This window comes from Saccharococcus sp. Marseille-Q5394 (assembly GCF_946901335.1).
In the GTDB taxonomy this organism is placed as follows: Bacteria; Bacillota; Bacilli; order Bacillales_A; family Planococcaceae; genus Sporosarcina; species Sporosarcina luteola_C.
In genome coordinates, this window is the sequence record NZ_CAMPPQ010000002.1 from 220,246 (window position 1) to 245,171 (window position 24,926).

The 24,926-nt window shown below is 45.1% G+C and carries 21 protein-coding genes; 15 read left to right on the plus strand and 6 right to left on the minus strand.

Going from position 1 to position 24,926, the window contains the following annotated elements; translation table 11 throughout:
- The first annotated feature begins 140 nt into the window (after nt 1–140).
- Nucleotides 141–1,766: a M20/M25/M40 family metallo-hydrolase gene (locus tag OC538_RS11510; protein ID WP_316044305.1), complete on the plus strand. Its 1,626-nt coding sequence runs from the start codon at nt 141–143 to the stop codon at nt 1,764–1,766.
- 144 nt (nt 1,767–1,910) lie between these two features.
- Entirely contained in the window at nt 1,911–3,176 is a 1,266-nt protein-coding gene (locus tag OC538_RS11515) for an MFS transporter (RefSeq protein WP_262175530.1), read from the plus strand.
- A gap of 99 nt (nt 3,177–3,275) precedes the next feature.
- Here the strand turns inward: OC538_RS11515 and OC538_RS11520 are convergent, their stop codons facing one another.
- On the minus strand, nt 3,276–3,905 hold the full coding sequence (locus OC538_RS11520; protein ID WP_251695698.1) for a CBS domain-containing protein: 630 nt from the start codon (nt 3,903–3,905) through the stop codon (nt 3,276–3,278).
- Nucleotides 3,906–4,048: 143 nt separating this feature from the next.
- Between OC538_RS11520 and OC538_RS11525 the strand changes: the two genes are divergently transcribed.
- Together OC538_RS11525 and OC538_RS11530 are read left to right on the plus strand one after the other, a co-directional pair.
- The gene (locus OC538_RS11525) at nt 4,049–4,687 is read left to right on the plus strand and encodes a LytTR family DNA-binding domain-containing protein (protein ID WP_251695696.1); all 639 of its coding nucleotides are present in this window, start codon (nt 4,049–4,051) and stop codon (nt 4,685–4,687) included.
- 144 nt (nt 4,688–4,831) lie between these two features.
- On the plus strand, nt 4,832–6,346 hold the full coding sequence (locus OC538_RS11530) for an acetyl-CoA hydrolase/transferase family protein (protein ID WP_251695694.1): 1,515 nt from the start codon (nt 4,832–4,834) through the stop codon (nt 6,344–6,346).
- A gap of 75 nt (nt 6,347–6,421) precedes the next feature.
- Here the strand turns inward: OC538_RS11530 and mgtE are convergent, their stop codons facing one another.
- A complete protein-coding gene (gene mgtE / locus OC538_RS11535) occupies nt 6,422–7,780 on the minus strand; it encodes a magnesium transporter (RefSeq protein ID WP_262175539.1) in 1,359 nt (452 codons plus the stop codon).
- Nucleotides 7,781–8,165: 385 nt separating this feature from the next.
- Here mgtE and OC538_RS11540 point away from each other — a divergent pair, with 385 nt between their 5' ends.
- The 3 genes from OC538_RS11540 to OC538_RS11550 all read left to right on the plus strand — a co-directional run bounded on the left by OC538_RS11540 (nt 8,166) and on the right by OC538_RS11550 (nt 10,421).
- The gene (locus tag OC538_RS11540; RefSeq protein ID WP_251695690.1) at nt 8,166–8,978 is read left to right on the plus strand and encodes a transporter substrate-binding domain-containing protein; all 813 of its coding nucleotides are present in this window, start codon (nt 8,166–8,168) and stop codon (nt 8,976–8,978) included.
- A 69-nt stretch (nt 8,979–9,047) separates the two neighbouring features.
- Nucleotides 9,048–9,680, plus strand: a complete 633-nt coding sequence (locus OC538_RS11545; protein ID WP_285847209.1) for an amino acid ABC transporter permease — start codon at nt 9,048–9,050, stop codon at nt 9,678–9,680.
- 15 nt (nt 9,681–9,695) lie between these two features.
- Nucleotides 9,696–10,421, plus strand: a complete 726-nt coding sequence (locus tag OC538_RS11550; RefSeq protein ID WP_251695686.1) for an amino acid ABC transporter ATP-binding protein — start codon at nt 9,696–9,698, stop codon at nt 10,419–10,421.
- A gap of 53 nt (nt 10,422–10,474) precedes the next feature.
- Here OC538_RS11550 and OC538_RS11555 read toward each other — a convergent pair whose 3' ends face one another.
- Nucleotides 10,475–11,143, minus strand: a complete 669-nt coding sequence (locus OC538_RS11555) for a hypothetical protein (RefSeq protein ID WP_251695684.1) — start codon at nt 11,141–11,143, stop codon at nt 10,475–10,477.
- A gap of 193 nt (nt 11,144–11,336) precedes the next feature.
- On the opposite strand from OC538_RS11555, the gene yfkAB reads away from it, so the two are divergent.
- The 3 genes from yfkAB to OC538_RS11570 all read left to right on the plus strand — a co-directional run bounded on the left by yfkAB (nt 11,337) and on the right by OC538_RS11570 (nt 14,845).
- Nucleotides 11,337–12,467: a radical SAM/CxCxxxxC motif protein YfkAB gene (gene yfkAB / locus OC538_RS11560; RefSeq protein ID WP_262175550.1), complete on the plus strand. Its 1,131-nt coding sequence runs from the start codon at nt 11,337–11,339 to the stop codon at nt 12,465–12,467.
- A gap of 418 nt (nt 12,468–12,885) precedes the next feature.
- Nucleotides 12,886–13,773, plus strand: a complete 888-nt coding sequence (locus tag OC538_RS11565) for an AEC family transporter (protein WP_262177777.1) — start codon at nt 12,886–12,888, stop codon at nt 13,771–13,773.
- Nucleotides 13,774–13,846: 73 nt separating this feature from the next.
- Complete coding sequence (locus OC538_RS11570) at nt 13,847–14,845, plus strand: alpha/beta hydrolase (RefSeq protein WP_262175552.1); 999 nt, start codon at nt 13,847–13,849, stop codon at nt 14,843–14,845.
- Between the two features lie 177 nt (nt 14,846–15,022).
- Here OC538_RS11570 and OC538_RS11575 read toward each other — a convergent pair whose 3' ends face one another.
- The 3 genes from OC538_RS11575 to OC538_RS11585 form a co-directional block, all read right to left on the minus strand.
- Complete coding sequence (locus OC538_RS11575; RefSeq protein WP_262175554.1) at nt 15,023–16,087, minus strand: M24 family metallopeptidase; 1,065 nt, start codon at nt 16,085–16,087, stop codon at nt 15,023–15,025.
- 248 nt (nt 16,088–16,335) lie between these two features.
- Nucleotides 16,336–17,124, minus strand: coding sequence for a cytochrome c oxidase assembly protein (locus OC538_RS11580; RefSeq protein WP_262175556.1), 789 nt, complete (start codon nt 17,122–17,124; stop codon nt 16,336–16,338).
- Complete coding sequence (locus OC538_RS11585; protein ID WP_262177778.1) at nt 17,117–17,614, minus strand: DUF2243 domain-containing protein; 498 nt, start codon at nt 17,612–17,614, stop codon at nt 17,117–17,119. The genes OC538_RS11580 and OC538_RS11585 overlap by 8 nt, the downstream gene beginning before the upstream one ends.
- Nucleotides 17,615–17,764: 150 nt before the next feature.
- Here OC538_RS11585 and OC538_RS11590 point away from each other — a divergent pair, with 150 nt between their 5' ends.
- From OC538_RS11590 to OC538_RS11610, 5 genes are all read left to right on the plus strand, one after another.
- Nucleotides 17,765–18,199, plus strand: a complete 435-nt coding sequence (locus OC538_RS11590) for a YugN-like family protein (protein ID WP_262175559.1) — start codon at nt 17,765–17,767, stop codon at nt 18,197–18,199.
- A 147-nt stretch (nt 18,200–18,346) separates the two neighbouring features.
- Nucleotides 18,347–19,246 carry an ABC transporter ATP-binding protein gene (locus OC538_RS11595; protein ID WP_262175561.1) on the plus strand — a complete coding sequence of 300 codons (900 nt, stop codon included), beginning with the start codon at nt 18,347–18,349 and terminating at the stop codon, nt 19,244–19,246.
- 102 nt (nt 19,247–19,348) lie between these two features.
- Entirely contained in the window at nt 19,349–21,775 is a 2,427-nt protein-coding gene (locus OC538_RS11600; RefSeq protein ID WP_262175563.1) for an ABC transporter permease, read from the plus strand.
- A gap of 22 nt (nt 21,776–21,797) precedes the next feature.
- The gene (locus OC538_RS11605; RefSeq protein ID WP_262175565.1) at nt 21,798–22,355 is read left to right on the plus strand and encodes a hypothetical protein; all 558 of its coding nucleotides are present in this window, start codon (nt 21,798–21,800) and stop codon (nt 22,353–22,355) included.
- A gap of 36 nt (nt 22,356–22,391) precedes the next feature.
- Nucleotides 22,392–24,350, plus strand: coding sequence for a hypothetical protein (locus OC538_RS11610; RefSeq protein WP_262175567.1), 1,959 nt, complete (start codon nt 22,392–22,394; stop codon nt 24,348–24,350).
- Nucleotides 24,351–24,926 lie beyond the last annotated feature (576 nt).

Below are 24,926 nucleotides of genomic sequence, written 5' to 3' on the forward strand. Positions count from 1 at the left end.
AAGAAGGAGATATTTATTTATTTATTTATTTATTCAATTCAATAAAATTTAATTGACTTTCCATTCCTGCCGTCGTACGTTTAGAACAATAGAGGAAACTGTTACTATTTTATACGTTCATAGAAAAAGGGGGTCGCAAGATGGGAATGGAGAATCTGAAATGGAATCGGCCCGATCAACTGGAAGAATTATTATGTGAATTGGTCAGCTGGGACAGTCGCACGGGCACTGTGGGGGAAGTTGAGTTTTCGACTAGACTGTTAAAAAAGTTATTGGAATTGCAGTATTTTCAGGAACACAGCTCGCATATTCATTTCCACGACGCAGGCATAGGGAGAAATGCGGTGACAGCCCTTTATAACAGCGGGGTGACGAATAAAACAATTGTGTTGATCAGCCATTTCGACACCGTTCATACAAAGGAGTTTGGCGCGGGACTAGAAGAATTAGCTTTCCAGCCTAGGCAACTGACAGAGGAATTGAAAAACCGGATGGCCGACTTGCCGGAGGATGCGCAAGAGGATTTGGCTTCGGATGAATACTTATTTGGCCGCGGAACGATGGATATGAAAATGGGGCTTGTTTTGCATCTGCATTTGTTGGAAAGGGCAAGTGCTGAACAGTGGCCGATTAATCTCCTTTTACTGACAGTGCCAGATGAAGAGGTGAATTCTTCCGGAATGAGAGCTGCTGTGAAGGGGCTCGTGGAATTGAAGGAAGCATATCAGTTGGAATTCGAGCTGTTCCTAAACAGTGAGCCGTCCTTTTCACAGAAGCCGCAGGATCCGAATTATTATATCTACTCGGGAACCATCGGGAAAATTATGCCCTCAGCTCTGTTTTACGGAAGGGAGACACATGCCGGAGAGCCTTTAAGCGGTATGACGAGCCACTATATGGCTTCTTATCTAACAAGGGCGATGGAGTTCAATTCCGATTTCGTAGAAGAAGAGTATGGCGAGAGGACCCCGTTGCCAGTTTGTTTGCAGCAGGTGGATCTAAAGGAAGATTATTCGACCCAAACTTCCCATCATAGTGCGGCCTTGTACAATGTCTTTTTGATGCGGCAAAATGCTGACGATATTATGAAGATATTCAAAGATACTGCTGACCGGGCGATGGCGGAATGTCTAAAGGATTATAAAGCGGTTTGTAAACGGGAAGGCGTTCAGCCAATCGGGCATATCAACGTACTGGAGTACAAGGATTTGCTTGCGTACGCTAAGGGGAAAATTGGCGGCGCGGAAGTTCAAGTGATTCTTGAAGATATCATGTCGGACGAGTCGCTGGATGAACGGCAAATGTCCATGCTTATCAGCGATCGATTACTGTTGCACTGTCAGGACTTGGCTCCAGCTGTCATCTTGTTTTATGCCCCTCCGTATTATCCGGCCGTCAATTCATCTGATAACGAGCTCGTACAAGAAAAGATTGCCCTTGTGCAAAAGGTCTTACTTGAAGAGTTTCATGTGGAAGCGAAGCAAGTGCATTATTTCAATGGAATCTCTGATCTCAGCTATGTGAATTATGACAAGGCAGATTCGGGCTGGCAGTCTTATAAAGAAAACACACCCGTTTGGGGGAAGACATATAGCATCCCTTTCAAGGAAATGCAGCAGCTTCAGGCGCCTGTCCTGAATATCGGGCCGTATGGCAAAGATGCACATAAGCTGACTGAGCGATTGCACAAAAAGAGCGCATTCCACTATACATCTCGCACGTTAGGGAAGGTCATAGAAAGCATGTTTTCTCTTATAGAGGCATGATCTCCTGGAGGTCAACCCGTATCATTAAGGGTTGGCCTATTTAATTGGTGAAGAAAAAAACATTCGTCACTACTGTTTGCTGATCATTAATTGTATAATATTGGTACGAACTTAGTTTTGAAGAGTATGAAAGGGGTGGGATGGATGGGAAAGGGGAAATACACAAAGACGGAGAAAAGTTGGATGTTTTATGACTGGGCGAACTCGGCCTATTCAATCATCATTACAACAGCAGTATTTCCGATCTTTTACAAGTCGGTGGCGACCGAAGCAGGGGTCGGACTGACGCAGTCGACAGCGTATTTGGGGTATACGGTGGCGATTGCGACATTCATTTTAGCGATGATCGGGCCGATTTTGGGGACGATTGCGGACTATGAAGGATTGAAGAAGAAATTTTTCTTCGCCTTCTTCCTCCTTGGTTCACTTTCGACGGTTTCATTGGCGTTTGTGCCGGAGGGAACATGGTTGCCGTTATTGATCATTTACACAATTACTGCCATCGGATTCCACGGTGCGAATATTTTCTACGATGCCTTTCTGGTCGATGTAACGCCAGAAGAAAAGATGGATGAAGTCTCTTCGCGCGGTTTTGGATTGGGGTATATCGGAAGTACAATTCCTTTCATCATCAGCATCGCCATCATCCTGTTGGCGAAACAGGATCTTATACCACTTACGCCGACCCTCGCGACGAAGTTGGCATTTGTCATCACGGGAATTTGGTGGTTCACCTTCACGATACCGATGTTGAAAAATGTTGTACAGATCCATGCAATTGAACGGGAACCAAGGATTTTGGCTAGCAGCTTCCGCAGGCTTGGTGAGACGTTCAAGGAGATTAAGAAATACAGGACCGTCTTCATCTTCTTATTGGCCTATTTCTTCTATATCGATGGGGTTGGTACGATCATTTCTATGTCGACGGCATATGGGAAGGATTTGGGAATTGAAGATACGGATCTATTGATCGTATTGTTCGTTACCCAAGTCGTTGCCGCGCCTTTTGCCATTCTTTACGGAAGGCTCGCCCAGCGATTTTCAGTGAAGACGATGCTGTATGTCGGGATTTTCGTGTATATAATTGTTTGCATTTATGCGTTCTTCCTCTCGACAACATTGGATTTCTGGATTCTGGCAATGCTTGTTGCGACGTCACAAGGCGGAATTCAAGCTTTGAGCCGCTCTTATTTCGCGCAATTGGTGCCGAAAGAGAAGTCCAACGAGTTTTTCGGCTTTTATAATATTTTCGGGAAATTCGCATCCGTCATGGGCCCACTATTGCTTGGTGTAACTGCTACATTGACGGGAAGCTCTGCGTACGGTGTGTTCAGTCTAGTTATCCTCTTTATTATCGGAGGCATTCTGTTGCGGATGGTGCCGAAGCCAGAAAGCGAGATTGCTGCATAAAAGAAGGCTGTTTCCGATGTCGATTTCGACGTGGAAACAGCCTTCTATTTGTGGTTATTTTCCAACTGTTATTGCAAGGCAAGCGCCCGGTGCTTTTGGTTACTTAGGCTGAATTCTGTGCATTTGCAAGATCCGGAATCCATGTTTTTCAAGCCTCTCACGCAATTTCACCATTTCCTCATCGGATTTACCGTTTTCGAGCGTAATGACAACCCTTCTCGCGAGTGCTGAGCCGTTGTCCAGTGTGAGCATGCCTTCAATGTTCTCGTCCTTTAGCGTCGTCGTCAACTTTCTGATCATGCCTCGTGCTTCAGTCGATGCAAGTGTGATGTTAATGCCACCTGTTTTCAGTCCGAATGCGTCTTCCAGGACACTTTCAATTTTATTATGTGTTAAAATGCCGAGAAGTTTGCCATCCCTGACGACGCTGATGAAAGGCAATGCTTTGATTTCAAGCAATGCGCTCAAAAAAGAAGCGTTTTCATATAAGTAGATGTCTTGGTGTCTCAATAAGGAGTCGATAGGCTTCGCGACATCTCCCTTATCCTCATACAGATAGGAAAGTAGATCGACTTTGTAAATCATCCCTTTATAGGCGTCATCGTTGTCGACGACAGGGATGCACCGGTATCCTGTCTCGTTGATTTTTGCTAGTGTTTCAGATACGCTTTGATCTGACTTTACCGTAGCGACTCCGAGTCTTTCTACTATTAAATCCCGAATATGCATAATAGCTCCCCCTTGTTAACTGTAGTTTCTGTGAAGTCAAAATTTTTAGTCTAGATTGCTTACCATTATAAATGAAAATTGGAATATTGTACATGAAAACTTATACTAGTAATAATTGAATTGCGAAAGGAGTATGGAATACCTTGTTAAACGTGGAATCTCTCCTCGACGTTGTCGGCGAGTTGTTTGCTGATGAAATCTCCATAGTCGTATCTAATACAAAGGAATATATTTATTACCGGCCGAGCAAGCGAATTGACCTGAAAATCAGACCAGGCGATCCTGTGCGAGAGGGGACGATCGCCTATAAGGCACTAAAGGAAGGGCAAAAAGTTTCAGAATTCATCAATCGTGATGTCTTTGGTGTGCCTTATCACGGAATGGCAGTTCCTTTCCATGATAATGGAGCTTTGGACGGTTGCGTCGTTGCTATCTATCCCGCATATACGGAAGGTAAGTCGGTCGTTACCGTGAAAACGGAGGATGGCTGGGTACCAGTCCCATTTCCTGAAGTGAAGTATATTGAAGTGCGGGATCGGAAAACGGTCGTCGTTGCGGATCATATAACGGGTACCCATCGGCATTCATTGCAAAACTTCGAATTTGTGCTGCCACATGAATTGTTCGTACGTTGCCATCGGTCGTTCATCGTCAACGTAACACAAATTAAAGCGATTTATCCGGATACTCACTCTACATTTACTCTCTCCATGAATGATGGTGCACAAATCCCGGTCAGTCAATCGTATTCCAGTTATTTTCGTAAACTGTTAGGGTTTTGAGGTGGTTAATCAAAAATATGCTGTTTAAGTCATTGAATGAGCTTGTCTGTTTTCAAATCCGGTAGTTCATTCACAAAACCCCTTTTCAGCACGCAGACAAGGTATAATTTAATTATCTAAAAGTTATGAAAAGGGGCGATTTAAATGGGAAACCATATGGATCGTATCAGGATTGAAAAATTGAAAGACGTAATCGTGTCACCTGAAGAAGCTGCTTCTTGGATTAAGGACGGAATGACATTAGGGTTAAGCGGATTTACACGTGCGGGCGACGCGAAAGCGGTTCCAATGGCGTTAGTGAAACGAGCTGAAACGGAAAAGTTCAAAGTGAATGTGTTTACGGGGGCTTCCCTCGGCTCCGATATCGATAAATTATTCGCGGAAGCGGGCATCGTGAACAAGAGGCTGCCGTTCCAAGCGGAAAAGGCGATGCGCAACGGCATTAACAACGGGGAACTGCTTTTTGTCGACCATCATCTATCCCATACGGCAGAGTGGATCCGTACTAATGTGACCGAACCGATCGACTTCGCGATTTTGGAAGCGATTTCAGTGACGGAGGATGGAATGATCATTCCGTCGACTTCTGTAGGTAACTCGTTATCGTTTGCGCAGCATGCAAAGTCAATCATTATTGAAATAAACACAGCACAGTCGACGGCCTGGGAAGGAATCCATGATTTATATGACCCGGGCAAACAGGGAGAACGGAATCCAATACCAGTGACGAAAGTGAGCGATCGGATTGGTACGATCGGCATTCCGATTGACGTGGATCGAGTGAAGGGAATTGTGTTCACTCACCAACAGGATTCCGCTTCAACAATCACCCAGCCTGACCGTGACACGGAAATTATGGCAGAGCATCTGCTATCCTTCCTTCGTTCGGAAGTGGAAGCGGGTAGATTAACGAACAGTCTTGCTCCTCTCCAATCGGGTATCGGATCTCAAGCAAATGCAGTTTTGCATGGTTTGCTTGACTCGGAATTCGAGGATTTGGAAGTTTATTCGGAAGTGCTGCAGGACGCGGTATTCGATTTGATCGACGCGGGCAAAATCCGCACCGCTTCGTGTGCGTCAATCACACTATCGCAGGAGAAGATGGAAAAGGTCTTCAACAATCTGGATAACTACCGGGACAAGCTAATCATGCGTCCACAGGAAATTTCAAATCATCCGGAAATCATCCGCCGACTCGGTTTGATTTCCATCAATACTGCGCTTGAACTCGACATATACGGCAATGTCAATTCGACCCACGTGACAGGAACGAAGATGATGAACGGCATCGGCGGCTCCGGTGATTTCGCCCGAAATGCAAGGCTTGCCATCTTCGTTACGAAATCCATCGCTAAAGACGGCGATATTTCAAGCATCGTACCGTTCGTTTCGCATGTGGATCACACGGAACATGACGTTGATGTCATTGTTACGGAGCATGGATATGCGGATCTGCGCGGCCTTGCGCCGAGAGAACGTGTCGAGCTCATTATCGGTAATTGTGCGCACCCAATGTACCGTACGCAACTATGGGAATACTTCTATGAAGCTCTTGATAGAGGCGGCCATACGCCACATGTGCTCGAAAAGGCATTCTCATGGCATATGAACCTCATGCAGCACGGCACAATGAGGCCACTTACTGAGAAACGCATCTAACGTCAACCAACCATCGAACTTTGCTATATACCCGCCAATGAAAAAAGCAGCCACTGTGGCTGCTTTTTTCGTTCTCTACATCAATTTCGAAATGAACATCGTTGCGATTCCGAAGTAGATCAATAAGGATAAAATGTCATTGATCGTTGTAATAAGCGGGCCGGAAGCAACCGCGGGGTCAACTTTAAATTTACTCAGTATCAACGGAATGATAGTTCCTGCGAGTGTACCGATAATAAGAGTCGCGACGAGGGAAGAACCGACGACGAGACCAAGTGTGAAGCTGCCTTGCCAAACATACGCAATGACGGAGATGACTGCGCCGCAGACAACTCCGAGCATGATGCCGACGAGCAATTCTCGGAAGACAAGGCTAAGTGTCTTTTTCATTGTCAATTCCTCGGTGACGAGCCCCCGGACGACGACAGCCAACGATTGGGTTCCTGTGTTTCCTGTCATCCCCGCAATCATCGGCATGAAAAACGCCAATGCCACGACGGCTTCAAGTGTCGCCTCGAATTTCGCGATGATGCTACCCGATACGAGTCCTATGAATAATAGCAAAATAAGCCAAGGGAGCCGTTTATACGTTGCGACAAAGGGTTTTGTGTGGAAGTCGATCTCTTTACCGGATGCAAGCAACATATCAATATCCTGATTCGCTTCCCTGACGACAATATCGAGTACATCGTCAGCAGTAATGATGCCGACTAAAATATTGTCATCATTCACAACTGGTACGGACAGGAAATCATGCCGTCCGATCATTTTGGCGACTTCACTCTCTTTCGTATTTTCATGCACCTTGACGATGTCTGTCGTCATTACATCTGTGATTGCCTCGTCAGGTTCGCTCAAAAGCAGATCACGGTAAGAGGCGACACCGATCAATTCCTTTTCATCATTGATGACATATACGTAATTCAAATAATCCGCGAAGTCCCGAAAGTATTTCAACTTATTGATCGTTTTTTCAACAGTATAGGATTCGTGTACCCATACATATTGGCTGATCATCGCCCGACCGGCGGACTTTTTCGGATACTTCATCTTTTTACGTATGTCTTTCTTCTCTTCGTCCCGCATTTCGGCAATGAGTGCATTGACCTCTTTATCCGGTAAATCGGACAGTAGATGGGCAAGGTCGTCGCTCTTCAATAGTTCCAGTAATTCCGTGGAGCGGACGGATCCGATCTTCTTCAATACGCGAAGCTGTTCGTTGCGTGTCAAATATCTGAGCAACGTCACAAGTTGATCCATAGATAGCCACTCTAAAAATAGAATTCTTCTTTTACGGGGCAGTCCCCGGTAATGCCTCGATATTTCATATGGGGTTAATTCACTCACGATTTTTTGAAATGTGTCCTTTTGTCCTTCCTTCAATACGTGGACAATCGCACGCGATACATCTTCTTTCTCACCGTTTAACGCCATGACTCCCTTCACCTCTCTTTATGTATATAAAAGCCTTGCTGACTTGTCCAATTCCCTGTTTCTTATGTGAATAAACGGAGCATAGTTTACTCATTCAGTATGAATTGTAGTTAGTCGGTGATAAATTCACCCGAGTCGGTGATAAACCCTGCCAAATCGGTGATAAAGCATCGAGAGTCGGTGATAAACCCCGCTAAATCGGTGATAAAGTACAGACAGTCGGTGATAACACCTCAAAACACATTTTCCTGGCAAGTCCTGTTGTCGCTCAATCCTATTTTTCTATAAAGTATTAAAATTAGATGTTTAGCACGGAAATGATAGGGAAAGAGAGTTAGTAAGCAAAAAAAGACGGCAACTTGTCGGGAAAGAGGGAGTTATTATCATGGGAAAATGGAAAACGCTATTATTTTTACTTATTTCGGCCACGCTTGTGTTGGCAGCTTGCGGTGATGACAAAACCGAAGCGACTAATGACGGGTATCGACTTGTTGAAAAAGGGAAATTAACATATGCAGCAAGCGGTCTCTACAAGCCGTTCAACTTTGAGGAAAATGGGGAGCTTACGGGTTTCGATATGGAAATCGGAGCGGAGATCGCGGAGAGAATGGGCTTAGAGCCTAATCCGGTGACGAATCCATTTGAAACAATTCTTCAAGGACTGGTTGCCAATAAATACGATGCCATCATCGGCTCGATGGCTTATACGAAAAAGCGTGCCGAGCAGGCTGCTTTCACAGAGCCATACTATTATTCGGGCGGGATGATTTGGGTCGCCGAAGACAATAACGATATCAAGTCCCCTGAAGACCTGAAAGGCAAAAAGATCGGTGTCATTGCGCAATCGACATATGAGGAGCCAGCAAAGGAATTATCGGACAACCTCCAATACTATAGCAGCGATGTCGTCGCACTGAAGGATTTGACGGTTGAGAATCGATTGGATGCCGTCATTACGTCGGATATCGTCGGTTTCGAAGCGAAAGATAACGGCTTTGCCATTAAAGAGGTCGGCACTCCGTTATGGGTCGAACAGCCTTCGGTTGCGGTGAAAAAGGATAATGAAGAGCTCCGTGACGCGATTGACAAAGCCCTGCAAGAAATTATCGATGACGGTACGTATGAAGAAATCTCACAAAAGTGGTTCGACCGGAATCTATTGGATATCGACTTGGAGAATGCTGAACTACTAGAATAAAAACAGATTTGTAACGGAAAGAGGGAGTGGCCAGTGCCTGATATATTACTAACGTTATCTGAAGTGTTCATGCGCACGTACGAAGGCTTCCTGAAAGCGGCACTTGTCACATTGAAAATAACTGCCATTGCCATTGTGTTGGGGACCGTGTTCGGGATTGTCTTTGCGTTGATGAAAATATCTAGATCGAAAATCTTACAAACGATTGCAAACTTATATATTACATTGATCCGCGGGACGCCGCTCATCGTACAGATCATGTTTTTGTACTATGGGATTACGTCGATCGTCGTCCTGTCAAATTTCTGGGCAGGGGCGATTGCTCTTGGTGTCCATAACGGGGCGTATATTGCGGAAGTGTTCCGGGGGGCGATCCAAGGGGTTGACCGTGGACAGCGGGAAGCGAGCCTTGCACTTGGGATGAATCGGTCGCAGGCGATGCGCCGGATTATTTTCCCGCAGGCGCTGCGCCGCGCAATTCCTCCGCTAGGGAACCAATTCATCATTACATTGAAGGACTCGTCCCTCGTGTACGTCATCGGGGTGACGGAACTGTTCGGCCTTGCGAATCGGGAGGCGGCGTCATCCTTCTTGCCGTTCGAGACGTTCCTTGTCGTCGGCATGTATTACCTCGTTCTCGTCCTAATATTCACAGGGCTTTTGAAGTTGTATGAGAATAAATTGAACGTGGATAAATCGTAGGCTGGAGGAAATGACATGATTAAGACAACGAATCTCCATAAATCATTCGGTGATCTCGAAGTGCTGAAAGGGATCGATATTGATATAAATCCCGGCGAAGTCGTCGTTTTAGTCGGCGTCAGCGGTTCCGGGAAAAGTACATTGCTGCGCTGCCTAAACTTCCTTGAAAAGGCGCAAGAGGGAGACATCTTGATTGATGGTCGGAAAGTCGATCGGAAAAAGGAAGACTTGTCGAAAGTACGAGCGGAAGTCGGCATGGTGTTCCAGCATTTCAACCTGTTTCCGCATAAGACGGTGCTTGAGAATATAATGGAAGCGCCGTTGATCGTCAAAAAAGAGGACAAAGAGAAGGCGAAGAAATTGTCGCTTGCCCTGCTAGGGAAAGTCGGACTGTCCGATAAAGCGGATGTCTATCCGAATAAATTATCGGGCGGGCAAAAACAGCGTGTCGCCATCGCGCGTGCGCTTGCAATGGAACCGAAAGCATTATTGTTCGACGAACCGACATCTGCGCTCGATCCGGAGCTCGTCGGCGAAGTTCTCCAAGTTATGCAAGACCTCGCAAATGACGGTATGACGATGGTCGTCGTCACGCATGAAATGAAGTTCGCCAAAGAAGTAGCAGACAGAATTATTATGCTGGATGAAGGGCGCATCATCGAGGATGCAGATCCAGAGACGTTTTTCAATCACTCCACTAACGAGCGGACGCGGCAGTTTTTGGAGATGGTAAATGTGTGAATGAAAAAGCAGCTTCCTGTGAAAAGGAGGCTGCTTTTTTGGGAAAATAGTCCTCAATCGATCTCATTCACCCATTCAGGTACATAACTGATATTAACACGAGAGGAATTGGCTAAAAAAGTTAACGTAGAAGGCTCTATAAAACTGTTTCGGCGATAAAGCTGATAATAAAACCGGTCATCCTTCCATTCCATCAAATCTTGCGTAAACAACGCTCTCACTCCATCATCCAAAAGGATTGTCTTTACATCATCCAACCCCGAGTCCTCCAAGGAATAAGCAAAAGGCTCTTTACTGACCCTATAATAATACATGCCGTACGTTAGCTGCTGATTATACTCCCATTTGGCCCCCTTACGGACGTCGGTTTTTATATCCCGATGCCTGACAAAATGAGTGAATTGCACTGGCTCTCCATCTGCATACGCAACCTCTCCAAAAGTACATTCCATAAAATATGGCTCATCCTTGGGCAGGGGCACATACCTACCAAATTCTTTCATCGCATCTTCCGTCCGTTTATATCTCTTATACTTCTTCTCGTCAATTGATTCACTGGCGATGCTTTTACTGACTTCAAACTGACCGAGTGGTTGACTCGAAAATATAAAGGAGTTGTAATGAGGTGCTTTCCGCATACATGAATTATTGTTGGAAAAATAGTAGGCACTGATAATGATGCATACTAATAAGAAGGGAATTACTATTTTGGTTTTCTTCATTGCCCTATCGATCCCTTCGCTTTTTTTGAATAAAGTACATTATTCTCAAGTCGAAGTATATCATAAATTTATACAATTCAGTAAAATAATTGATAGGTTGAGAAAGTGCTTTAGCAGGTTCAAGGGTTGCAAAAGATAAAAATGAAGCTCATACTTATTTATTGGTTTAGTAAACTAGTAGGGAGATATAGAAATGAAAAATATAGCTACACTTCAAAAAATGTCGCCTGCCTATGATCCGTGGGAAGCCTACTTGGACGTGCAGGAACATGGCAAATTAACATTGTCGAGCATTGAATTTACGACTACATATTTGTGCAATATGCGATGTGAGCATTGTGCGGTCGGCTATATGCTGCAGCATAAAGATCCGGATGCTCTTCCAATCGACTTACTTCTTTCCCGACTCAATGAAATTCCGCATCTACGAACGATCAGCATAACAGGCGGCGAGCCGATGTTCTCCAAGAAGTCGATTGAGCAATACGTTTTGCCTTTACTGAAATATGCGCATGAAAATGGCATTCGGACACAAATGAACTCGAATCTGACGATGCCACTTGAGCGTTATATGGGAATTGCACCTTACTTGGACGTTTTGCACATTTCCCATAACTGGGGCACAGTTGATGATTTCATTGACGGTGGTTTCGCGAATATGGAAAGAAAACCGCCAAGAGAACGCCGTGCTGGGCAGTTTCAGCGCATGATCGACAATAGCCGCGCATTGGCGGAAGCTGGTGTGATGGTATCTGCAGAAACGATGTTGAATAAGCGGACGTTGCCGCATCTTGGCCATATCCATCGCCAAATTGTTGAGGAGATGAAGTGTGCAAGGCATGAGGTGCACCCAATGTATCCGAGTGACTTCGCATCACAGCTTGAAGTGTTGTCGTTGGATGAAACGCGAGAAGCGATCCATCAATTATTGGATATACGGAATGAAGACGTGTGGATGCTATTCGGCACATTGCCGTTCTATCCTTGCAGCCAGAACGAAGAAGATTTGAGGTTGTTGAAACGCATTTACAGCAATAAAAACGTTTCCGTTCGTAATGATCCGGACGGCCGCTCCCGGTTGAACGTCAACATTTTCACGGGCGACGTCATCGTAACCGATTTTGGGGATACCCCTCCAATGGGCAATATCCAGAACGATTCTCTGCCCGAAATGCTCGACAGATGGCTTGATCGTCCGCTTGCAAAAACGATTGGCTGCCACTGTCCTGTTGTGAAATGCCTGGGGCCGAATCTATTGGTGAAAGATGCTTATTATCCGGAGGAAGACTTTACTGTGAAACGGGCGAATATTGTAGGGGAATGATTATCTAACGAACGCGGAAGATTGCAAGAATCGAAAAAACTGCTTCGCGCCAAATGCTTTTGGCAAATAAAGAGCTTTCCGGGCAGGTATAAGGTCACGAAATGACGATATCTTTATGAAAATGACCGATAACTCGCTCGAAGTGACCGATAAGCCCTGACAACTGACCGATAACTTACAGTAAATGATTGATAACTCCCGGCGACTGACCGATATCCATTCGGGGAAAACAATAGACGATAAAGAAAGGACTTCCGGATTGTAGGAAGTCCTTTTCTTATCTCATGTCATAACTTTTTCATAATTACAACAACGTATTACTTTCCTGTATACTCATAATGGAAGAGATTTCTTTAAACTGATATAGGAGGTGGCCAACATATTCATAGGATCCATTTTCTTAAATGTAATCTTGCCCATTTTAATCCTCGTAGTCCTCGGTGCAGGTTTACAAAGAAAATTCGCCTTCAATTTAAAAGCAGTATCGAATCTGATTACATATTGTCTCATGCCGGCGGCTGTTTTCATTAATCTTTATGAGACGGAAATCGATGTCCATGTCCTCTTAGAAATCATCAGTTACCTATTCGCCTTCAGTTTAGCGATCATCATTGTTACAACTATATTGAGTAAATTTTTGAAGTTAGACAGAGGAGAGACAGCGATATTCAAAAATAGCATATCGTTAATCAACTCGGGGAATTATGGAATACCGGTCAGTCAGCTGCTATTCCACGCGAACCCCCTTGGCATCTCCATCCAAATCATCGTGATGGTCTTTCAAAACGTTTTAACCTATACATATGGATTGTATAATTTGATATCTGCCACAAAGTCCGGGTTGGAAATCCTAAGATCACTATTGAAAATGCCGGTCATCCACGCGATGCTCCTCGGCGGCTTGTTGAATTGGCTGCAAATCCCGATTCCGAACTTCATCTGGGTGCCGATCAGTCATCTATCCGATGCATTTTTAGCAATCGCACTTATTTTATTGGGGGCGCAGCTCGCGCAAATTGAATTGAAGACGATTGTGAATCGGACGATTGTTACCAGCAGCATCGGAAGACTTCTCATCGGCCCAAGCGTTGCATTGCTTCTCATTTTCCTTTTCGGGCTGGATGGCGTCGTCGCTCAATCGCTCTTTATCGCGAGTTCCTTCCCGACGTCAAGAAACAGCTCGACACTTGCATTGGAATACGATGTACATCCGGACCTGGCAGCGCAAACAGTTCTGTTTTCAACAATAGTAAGTGCGATTACAGTAACATTTGTCGTGTATTTATCTGGGATTTTGTTTGTGTAGACGAAGGGGAATAGGAGGAATCTATCGAATCATAAACTAAAGAGTTATGATGCCTTTAGGAAAAAGGGGAGAAATGAAACGGATGGGAATCCATGTGGAGAATCAACAGGTTGTCATTAAAAGTGATGTTTTATTAAAAGGAACACTGACCTTGCCTCCAATAAAAGAAGGTTTGCTCCCGGCAATCCTGATACTTGCCGGATCAGGTAAACTGAATCGGGATGCGAACGCGGAAAAAGGGAAATTCCAGTTCAATTTGTACAGGGATCTGGCAGAGCACATACCGACATTGGGATTTGCAACGCTTCGATATGATAAACGGGGCGTTGGGGAAAGCGAAGGGAACTTTGAACGCACAGGGCTTTGGGACGCGGTGACGGATGCGGCAAACGCCCTTAAATTTTTGGCATCCCATCCTGACATCGATCCGCATCGGCTAATTGTGGTAGGTCATAGTGAGGGATGTATTGTCGGGACTGCTTTATACGCGAAAAGACCATTTAATGGATTGGTTTTATTGTCCGGCGGTGGCGGAGGGTTGCGTGAAAGTCTGGATCATCAAAGGCAACAATTATATTCCGAGTTGAAACAGGCGAAAGGTTTGCAAGGGTTCATCATTCGAAAATTCAAGACGTTGGATAAAAGCGAAAAACAGGCACAAGCGACGTACCGGAAATTGACGACGACAAATAAGGATGTAGTCCGGATTGCCGGTTTAATTAAGATGCCCGCGAAATATTACCGCGAGCATTTCTATTACGACATTGTCGAAGGCTTGCAACATGTCGCATGTCCTGTGTTGGCGATTAATGGCTCAAAGGATTTCCAATCAAGCGTTGAATTCGCGAAAAGGATACCTGAAAACGTAAAGGGACCGTCAACATGTGTCGTTGTCGAAAATATGGATCATGGGTTGAAAGAACAACTGACGCCACTTTCCGCTTCCACTTTTAAGAAGGATTACATCAAGACGATCGGCAAGCCGATTCATGAAGAAGCAATCAAGCACCTTGATGCGTGGCTGAGTGAATGGAAAGAAGGGTTTCTCCGAGTAGCTGGGGAAAATATTTGATAGGTAAAAGGTCATGAAATGACGATAAACTTGTGAAAGTGACCGATAACTCGGCCGAAGTGACCGATAACATCCCGTAGGTGACCGATAAATTTGTGAACTTGACCGATAACTACGGAGAAATGACCGATAGCACAAAATAATGGACTTCCGGATAAGCGGAAGTCCATTATTGTCTCAAAGAATGATCAACTCTTTAGGTGATTTCGTAATGATCTCAATCCCATCTTTTTTCACGATAATATCATCCTCAATCCGCACCCCGCCAAGACCTGGAATATAAATGCCCGGTTCGACCGTCAATACCATTCCTTCTTCGACGAGCAGCTCGCACGTCGGGTTCATGAAAATATCTTCATGGATATATAAGCCGATTCCATGCCCCATGCCATGCCCATAATAGTCGCCATACCCTTTTTCGCTGATCAAATCACGGGTTAATGCATCCGCTTCTTTTCCGGTCATGCCGGCTTTGATACCCGACAGCGCGTTTTCAAGAGCAGCATGCACAATCGAATAGATGTCCTTCAGCTTCGGATCAGGCTCGCCGACTGCAAACGTTCTTGTCATATCGGAGCAATATCCTTGAAAATATGCGCCGAAATCCAACGTCACCATATCGCCTTGCTCAATTACCTTCTCACTCGCCACTCCATGCGGCAACGCGGAACGCACGCCGGATGCGACGATCATATCGAACGAGGAAGACGTCGCGCCCAATTTCCTCATATGGAATTCCAATTCATTCGCGATTTCAATCTCCGTGCGTCCAGGTTGAATGAACGTCAAAATATGCTCGAATGCAGCGTCTGCAATTTCAGCAGCCTTTTTTAAAATAGCCATTTCAGATTCGTTTTTAATCATCCGCAGCTTTTCAACGACATTTGAGACAGGCACAAGCTCCGCCTTTATTTCCTTCGAAAGCTGGGAGTAATACAAGTAGGATTGGTGCTGTTGTTCAAATCCTAGCTTATTGATTCCCAAACTTTCCGCAAGCGTTGAAATCTCCTTATAAATGATGGCGCGATCGATTTCCTTCACGGTAAAATTCGTCACTTGCGCATTCGCCTGGCTGGTATAACGGAAATCAACCAATAAAAACGCCTCTGACTTTGAAACAAGCACTGTCCCCGCAGTCCCGGTGAAATCCGTCAAATATCTACGGTTATATGGATCCGTAATAAGCATCCCGTCAATTCCTAATTCTTCAAATCTGTTGCGTAACTTCATTAACTTCTCCATTCTCAAACCCCCATTAATAGAAATATTCCCATTATTACTATGACACAAGGAGTGTGGAAATAATAGAGAGGGCAATCCTTTGCCAATGAAGATTAGCAGTTTATTTGGCTGGGTAAAAGGTTGCGAAATGACGATAACTCTTTGGCAGTGATCGATAACTCTGCCGAAGTGATCGATAACTCCCAGCAGGTGACCGATAACTTTGTGAACTTGACCGATAACTCCCCGGAAATGATCGATATATGCAGCTACACTGCTTTCCCCGCCATGGAAACAAGTTTGCGAGGACGGACTGATTGATACCAATGCTTAAACAGAATAAAAATCAGCAGCAAATCAACTGCATCTCCGCCATAGTACATCAGCATGGCACCAATCCTTGCCTGTTCTACCGGGACTCCCGCCGGTGGATATGCGTAGATGAATTTTGACAAGATGCCATGTCCTGCAAGCGCCAAGATGAAGACAACAGTCCTGTATGTGTAATTGAAACGGTGGAAGACCGGATCGATATAAACCAAGGATATTGTGAATAAATAACCGGCAAGAAAGACGTGGACGTGAACGATTATATGGAGCGAAAAATTCGAATGCCTAGCCGCATATAAATCGGTCGTATAGAGAAGCCATAACCCGCCTATGTTCAAGACGGAAGCAACGACCGGGTGAGTGAAGAAACCAACAAACGAACTTTGCAGCAGTCGGCTAAACTTTCTTGCTAAATGGACATTTAACGACCGCAATATTAATGTCATAGGTGCAGCGAGTGCAATGAGAAAAGGGCCGAGCATGCCGAGCAGTAAATGCCCCGCCATATGAGCTGTAAAATCGGCATGGGATTGACGTGCGAGCGGGCCGACCAATGCCGCTGCTGCAAAAAGCACACCTGCTACGAAAGAAAGTGTGCGGAGCCAAGGCCATTTACGAAGGCGTCCCCGTCTATTTGTAAGAACCACTGCCTCGATATATAACCCGACCGCAAGCAGAGCAGGTATGCCAAATAGCAGATCTGTCAACGGAAAATGTGCATCATGCATGAGAAAACGTCCCTTTCCCTATACGCTGGTCGTGTCTCGCACTTACAATCAAACCGATACCAACCCCAATCATGATAGCTGCGGAAATATTCCAGACGAGGTCATACGGTAAAATATCGACATTGTATCGAATTTGATGGATGCGCATGATCTTATGCTGGATGGTGCCGTCATAAAGCTGGAAAGCCCCGCCGCCCAGTAACTTTCCTCCCCAAAACATCTTATGCCATAGTGCATTTCGCCTCCGTAGATCGGCAACGAGGAATAAGCCACCGACAGTCGCAAACCAGCTGAATGCGTGAAACAGCCCATCCGATACAAGACCGACCGCGACAGTCGATTTATCGTAAAACTTATGCCAATGGAGCAGCTGATGGAACAATGTCTCATCAAGAAATGCAACAAATCCTAATCCAAACAAAATGCCCGACCAAATGTTTCGACGCGCAAATGTTACTCTGTTATCTGAATGTGCTTGCGTGTTATGTATCGTTGTCAAATCCTCTTCCTCCATTTATTGAAATTGACTTCTTCAAAAGTATAGCCGTTAAGTACGAATGGTAATCTGCCTATTTCGTTAGTATGTCTCCGCCTCCTTTTGTGAATGCTGACAAAAGAACCATTCAGAGGAGGAGAAATCATGTTGAAATTACAAACGGAGCTGGAAGGGCAGACTGCTTCTTTCGGTATTGTGAGCGACTGCATCCGGGAACTCGGCTACCATATAGGTGGAAATTGGGATTATGACCGGGGATGCTTCGATCATATCCTGTGCCAAGAAGGCGGCGAGACCATCTATATCCGAATTCCCTTTTTCGTTACGGAAGGCCAGCTGGACGATTACGAAGCGTCCATTAAATTCGGCACTCCTTACATCATCAAGCATGTCGTCCATATCGGTCTCGATCGGGACGGTGATTCATTATTGGATGCGACTGGATTTAGTCAATTCCAGCAGCCGATTGATAAGGATGGGAAGATTATCAATAAAAATAGATGGATTCATGCGGGGGAAGTTGCTGTGAAAGACCTCATGGATTGTATGTATGCACAAGATTTATTGAAAACGAGTTGAATTGAATAGGTAGTCCACCTTGGCAACAGTGACTAAGGTGGATTTTTTATTTTGGGGAATAGATTAAATTTTTAAACAAATATATACTTAGATATTGTAAAATGGAGATAATTGGATATTGAAAAACTTTTGGGGGGAGTTGTGGACATGATTTTATCAGTGAAAGATGTGTACAAATCTTACGGCAAGGAACAGGTGTTGAAGGGGATTACGTTTGAAATTGAAGAGCCGCAGATCATTGCGCTTGTGGGGCCGAATGGATCGGGGAAGTCGACGTTGATGAACATCATTACGAATCTGTTGCCTGCTGATAAAGGGGAAATTACGGTGCTTGGGAAGAGCAACCGGGATCCGTATATTTTTCGGGAGATTTCGTTCATGCAGGATAACACGGTGCTGTACGAATATTTGACGGGGTACGATCATTTGCAGTTCATTTGCGATGTGCAGGGGCTGCCGAAGAAGCAGCTGCTTGAGACGGCGGATCGGATTGGAATTACAAGTTATTTGAATAAAAAGGTGAAGAACTATTCGCTTGGGATGAAACAGCATCTGCTGCTCGCGATGGCTGTCATAAACAAGCCGAAGCTGGCGATTTTGGATGAGCCGCTCAACGGGCTAGATCCGACGAGCGCTATTCGGGTACGTAATTTGCTGCTCGCATTGCGTGACGAAGGGACGGCTATTTTACTGTCTTCCCACAATCTGGCGGAAATCGACCGGGTGACGTCATCGATTTTATTCCTGAAGAAGGGGAATTTGATTCAGGAAAATATGGCTGAATTTGAACAAGTTCGCTATCAGATTGCTGTTAACGATATCGTGAAGGCGGAAAAGGTATTGGCGGCAGTAGGCGTACCTGTCGAGGTAGTGGATGGGCGACTGCATATATACCGGAAGGACGTAGCGCTTGACCGTGTGTTTTATTTGCTGGATCAAGAGCGGATTGTCATTGACGATATCGAGAAGAAAGTGTTTGGTTCCGAGGAGCGCTATCGGAAAATCTTCACGGAAGAGACGAAGTCTAATGAGCTTGTTGAAGTTTGAGCTGAAGAAGATTTGGCGGCAGAAGAAGCTTGTTTGGCTATTGGCAATTGTGCTTTTATGCATCGGTTGGAGTTTCTATCAAAATCAACTAGAGCAAACCTCATGGCGAAAGGGGCTGAGGAAAACCTCTTTTCTGTTGTCCTGAAAACCGATCAATTATACGCGCAGCTTTTGCCGTTGGAACGAGAGAATAAACTGACTGCGGAGCAAGCGAAGCAATTCGATAGTTTGAACATCATGTCGACCGCAATCTTTCAATGGAAGAGCGCCATCTATGGAAAGCGTTGGGATGAAATTCCGCAAATTGAGAATGATTTCCTCACGCATTTAGCGAAATACGAAGAAGCGGGCGGAACCTTCACCGCCTTAATGGGTGTGGAGAGGGAAAAGGCAATTGAAAAGAATGCCTATTTGGTGGAACACGGGTTGCCATACGCAAACGAAACATATCCAGTGACCCCGGCCTTGCAAATGAGCAAGATTGCTCCCGTTTTGCTTGGCCCGGGCGGACTTTTAGTGCTATTGCTTCTTTTTGGGAATGCATACACAACGGAGAAAGAGCAACAGACATTGTTGACGTTAAGGACGCAGCCCCTCCGCAGATGGAAGCTGTTGTTGGCGAAATATGTTGGATTGCTAGTTGTGATGCTCTTCTTTTTAGCTGTCGTGGCGATTGGTGGATGGACGATCCCGGTTATTTTCGGAGATCCATTCAATGACTTGCTGTATCCACAGTTCCTGGAGACGGGCGATTCTTTCGCCATTATTCCTGTTTGGCAGCATTTATTGAACGTAGCAATCCTTTTCCTATCGGCGGGGGAATTCCTCTTTGCTTTGTCAATTTTGATTGGCACCCAATTAAGAAGCTCCTTCTCGACCACCATGTTCACGGGCTTCTTCACGATGATTGGCGTTGTAGTAACGGACGCATTGCCTATCCTGCAGACGCCTTGGAACCCTTTCCAATTTTTCCGCGCAGATCAGTTTCTGACGGAAATGCCGGTTCATCCAGTATGGCTATATGCTATCTCGGCGCTTCTATGGAGCGTTGGACTGCTTATTACATCGAGTCGTTTACGGGAAGGGGAACGCGGTTTATTCAAAGCGGCTGAAGAACTAAAACCCTACCGCAAAGGGCGGACGAAACAGCTCCGCTCTGTTTGGACCAATGGGCTGTTTGAATGGCGGAAGTCGAGGCGAAGGGGGCTAGTTGGGCAGTCCTTAATTGTCTTATCGATAGCGGTCATTGTCGGCTACTTCTATTTTGCGGAGCAGGTGAAGGAGAAGGAGAATGAAGCACTTGGCGGTTTAACTTCGCTTGTAGAAGAGACAGAGACGAGATTCATCCCTTCCTATTTGGAGACTATCGAGGAAATGGAGAAGCTTGTTGCAGAAGCAAATGCAAATGGCGAAGATGGGGATTTCATCTATGGCCATAATATTGCAACTTATCTTGGTTATATAGAAGACGCCCGCGAAAAAGCAGTGCTTGCCGAACGTGCGCTAAATGGTTTTGAAAAGCGTGAATGGGCCCAGTTTTACGATTATCAGCTGTCCAATGACCATTGGTATCTTGAGAACTTGATAGAGTTTAAAAAGCATAATTACAGCCCGTACACCATTTTCGGCTATGAAACAGCAATTGCGCAAAAAGAGTGGATGAAAGAGCATAAAATCCAACCGGTCTTTGCGGGCACTTATATTCCAAACATCCATGACCAGTGGAAAGCGGAAAACCGGAAGGAAAAGAAAGCGGATGAACAGTGGAACCGGAAAGTAGATCATAGCGGATTATTTTCGTTGTACATGTATTTCCGTGATTATCTGTATTTCATTCCATTACTTCTATTCCTGCTTCTCATAGGTGCAGGCTTTTCGGGCGAGCGTGGAAAGAGGCCGACGCTCCATCTGCTGGAGACATTGCCGATCACGAAGCGGTCCCTTTTCCTTGGGAAAGTCCTTTTTAGTTCGGTCGTGGCCATAGGAAGCGCAATTGGGGTTTTCCTATTTGCTGTGCTGGTCGGTACGGTGTTGAACCGGTTCGGCGACTGGATGTATCCCGTACTGCATTATCATAGCAAGCGTGAAGTGCAGTCATTCGACTATACAGGATTGCGGGCTTTTGAAGGCGGTTATCATTTCATGCCGCTCGGAGAGTACTTGTTGAAGACCCTTTTGCTATATGCTTGCGTCGCATTGTTCCTCATCGCGTTGACGAATGTCTTGGGACTTTTCATAAACCAGCCGCTAGTTGTGTATACGCTGACAGGTTTGATCAGTGTAGCGGGCTATTTGTTGAGCTGGAAATTAGACGATTTTGCCCAGTACTCGCCATTCCTTTATCTAAACATACCGAAAGTCGTCAACGGAGAGATTTTGACGCTGCTGAACGATCCGGCGATTAACGTGTATATGGGCTGCGGGACGCTACTTGCAGCGACGGTTATCCTTTTGGGAGTGACTTATGTCGGGTTGAGTTTTGAGAAGAGGTTTGTGAAGGGGAGGAAGTCGGTTACAGCGGCGGTGTGAATGCTGGAGTGGAGGTGGCGTTATGGGTTTATTGAAATTTGAAATGAAGAAGGTTTTGCGGCAGAAGAAGCTTGTTTGGCTGTTAGTGATTGTACTGTTAGGTGTCTGGGCCGTATTTTATCAGCATTATTCCGAACGAGAGGCTATGAAGGAAAGGGCTTTGGAGAGCATTCGGCCGTACTCGGAAGAAGTTGACGCCCGGTATCATTTTTATAAGGAACGTGAATACAAAGATGAGTTGGATGAAGCGATGCGGCAGCAACAGGAGCATATCGTTGAATTGGGGACCATCTTCTATCGTTGGAAAGGGACCATCCATAACGGGGGATGGAGTGAAATACCCGCCATTGAAAATGACTTTTTGAAAAGTGTGGCGTTGTTTGAAGAGGCGGAAGGCGGTTTCGGTTCGCTATATGGGATGGAAAGGGAGAAGGCGATCCAGAAGAATGCTTGGCTTCTCAAGCATGAGCTCCCTTATGTAGACGAAGAATTTCCCCTTTCGCCGGCACTTGTGTTGAAGCAGAGTTCCAACCTTCTGTTAAGTGTCGGTGGAATTTTGTTTCTCGTGCTCTTCTTTTGAAATGTCGTGACGTCTGAAAAAGAGCAGCAGACTTGGTTGACGCTGAAAACACAGCCGATTGCCAAGTGGAAGCGCATTGTGGCGAAGTATACGGGGGTACTCATCGTACTTTTCATTTTTCTACTGATGGTTTTCTGTGTTGGACTGCTGGTCCCGTATTTATTCGGTGAGCAAGCATGGAATTTCACCTATCCGCAGCTCATCCAATCTGGAGAGTCATTCACATTCATTTCAACAACGGCTTATTTGGTTCGGATCTTTATGTTGTTTTTCTGCGCGGGCGCATTGGTTTTCAGCTTCATCATGCTGCTGAGCACGCAATTCATAAGCTCGTTCGCCGTTTTAGTGCTGACGGGGTTTGTCGGTGCAGTCGGTTATTCGGCTACGTTGTTGAATGAAGGATTGCAGACATTTTGGAATCCGTTTCATTTATTAAGTATGACAACGGTTGTCTATGAAACAGTGGACGGCTCGTTTTGGTTGTATCCGATAGCTGCGGTTTGTTGGTGTTTGCTGTTGCTGACGGTAGCAATCGTACTGCCTGAAGGAGAACGGGGATTATTTGGGGCGACGGATATGAAGAAACCCTTTGGTGACGGGAATACACGTCATATCCGGGGGATTTGGAACAGCGCTCTGTTTGAATGGAGAAAGTTGGAGCGGCAAGGATTGTTGAGACAGTCCATTATTGTGCTTGGACTTTTTGCTGTGATCGGCTACTTTTTGCTTGGGCAGGTTTCGCAGAAGAAAGAAGCGGAGTATGTTGAGGGGCTGGATGAGAGTATAGCGATGTATCGCAGTATCGTACAGCATTCTGAAGAAGGGCTTGCTTCACTGGATGAAGATAGAAAAGCAGCTGAAGAGTCTGGAGACGAGGGATGGATTAGGTATTACAATGATGTTGCGCAGCATCAACGGCAAACGATGTTGGCTTATTTCGAAGATATCCTTTCCAATTACGAAATGGGTAAAAGAGCATATGAGGAAGGGGATTGGCAATCCTTTTACCAATATCAGCTCTTTAACAACAGGCAGAGCAGCGGGGAATTTACTAATGAATATATGTTTTGGGAGATTGGTGGGCGAAGCTACGTCATGCTAGAAGCAAGCAAAGCGGAAAAAGAATGGCTGATGAAGCATAACGTGCGACCGATCATCTCAGGTGATGAAATCCCGACGATTTATGAAAGTTGGGGAGATAAAGAAACGAAGAATTGGCATGTAGAGAAGAATCGAAAGGTCGATAACAGTGGATTATTTTCGCTTTATCTGTACTTTGATAACTATGTCTATTTCATTCCAATATTGCTCTTGCTAGTTGTGTTTGGCGCAGGATTCGCAGGTGAGACAGGGAAACGGCCTACGATCCAAACGCTGCAGACACAGCCGGTTGCAATGAGTTCTATTTTTTGGGGGAAAGTGACTACGGCGATAATTGTGGGGATTTCCGGCTTAGTGGGTATCTTTGCATTTGTTTTATTGGTCAGCACATTGTTCAATCGCTTCGGAGGCTGGTATTATCCCATCTTTCATTACAACAGCAAAAAGGTAGTGGAGGCTGACGGATACACGGGGATGAGGGCGCTCGAGGGCGGTTTTGATTTTATTCCGCTAGGCGAATATGTGCTGAGCGGGATAGCTTTATCTGTTTGCATTTTCTTGTTTTTAATTGCAATGGTACATGTGCTAGGACTTTTCATTCCACATGCATTCGTCGTCTATAGCAGCCTATTGTTGATAGGTGGAGTTGGGTACTTTGTGAGTGGCAAGTTGGGTGATTTTGCACAGTATTCTCCCTTTACGTATTTAGACATCGGTCGGATCGTCAATGGGGAAGTGGCAGCGGTGTTGAATAATCCAAGTGTGACGGTGTTGAGTGGATGCTTATTACTTGTGGGCATACCAGTTTTATTGGTTGGGTATGGGATGTTGCATTTGAGGTCGAGGTTGAAAGTGAAGGAGGTTTCCGCTGGTCGGTTGGTTATGGAGGAATAGGAACCATCAAATTAACCTTCAATAAAAACCATTGCAACAGAACGTCATAATAGTTAGTCAATTGGGAACGTATGTATGCTATAATTAAAGAGTAAGAGTAATTGAATAGGTGACTTAAGGATGGACGGCTCATCCCTTTTTGAAAGGGGGTGATGCCCATGTCAGTATTCGAATCATTAATGATTGCAATTGGTTTTGCAACATTAGTCGTCATGATACTGTCAAATGACAAAAAGAAATAACCCATCCTTGAGTTCAACGCTCCTTCGGATGGGTTATTCCAGACGATAAAGCTGTCCCCTTATAGGGAACCTATCAATTACCCTGACCACTCGGCTGCAACCGGGTGGTTCTTTTTATTTATATGAAGTCTATACATCAATTATACAATTGTTGAATTATTGTTGCAAGGTACGTGGACTTTACATTGTTCACAGCACATAGGAGGGATTCATTTTGAAAAAAGAATCAATCTAAAGAGCCTCATATATAGACACAGAATATAGTAAAAAGAAGATGGACGCTACAATCTGTAGAGATTCATCTTCTTTTTTGCTTGAAGGGGCATTTGTCAAC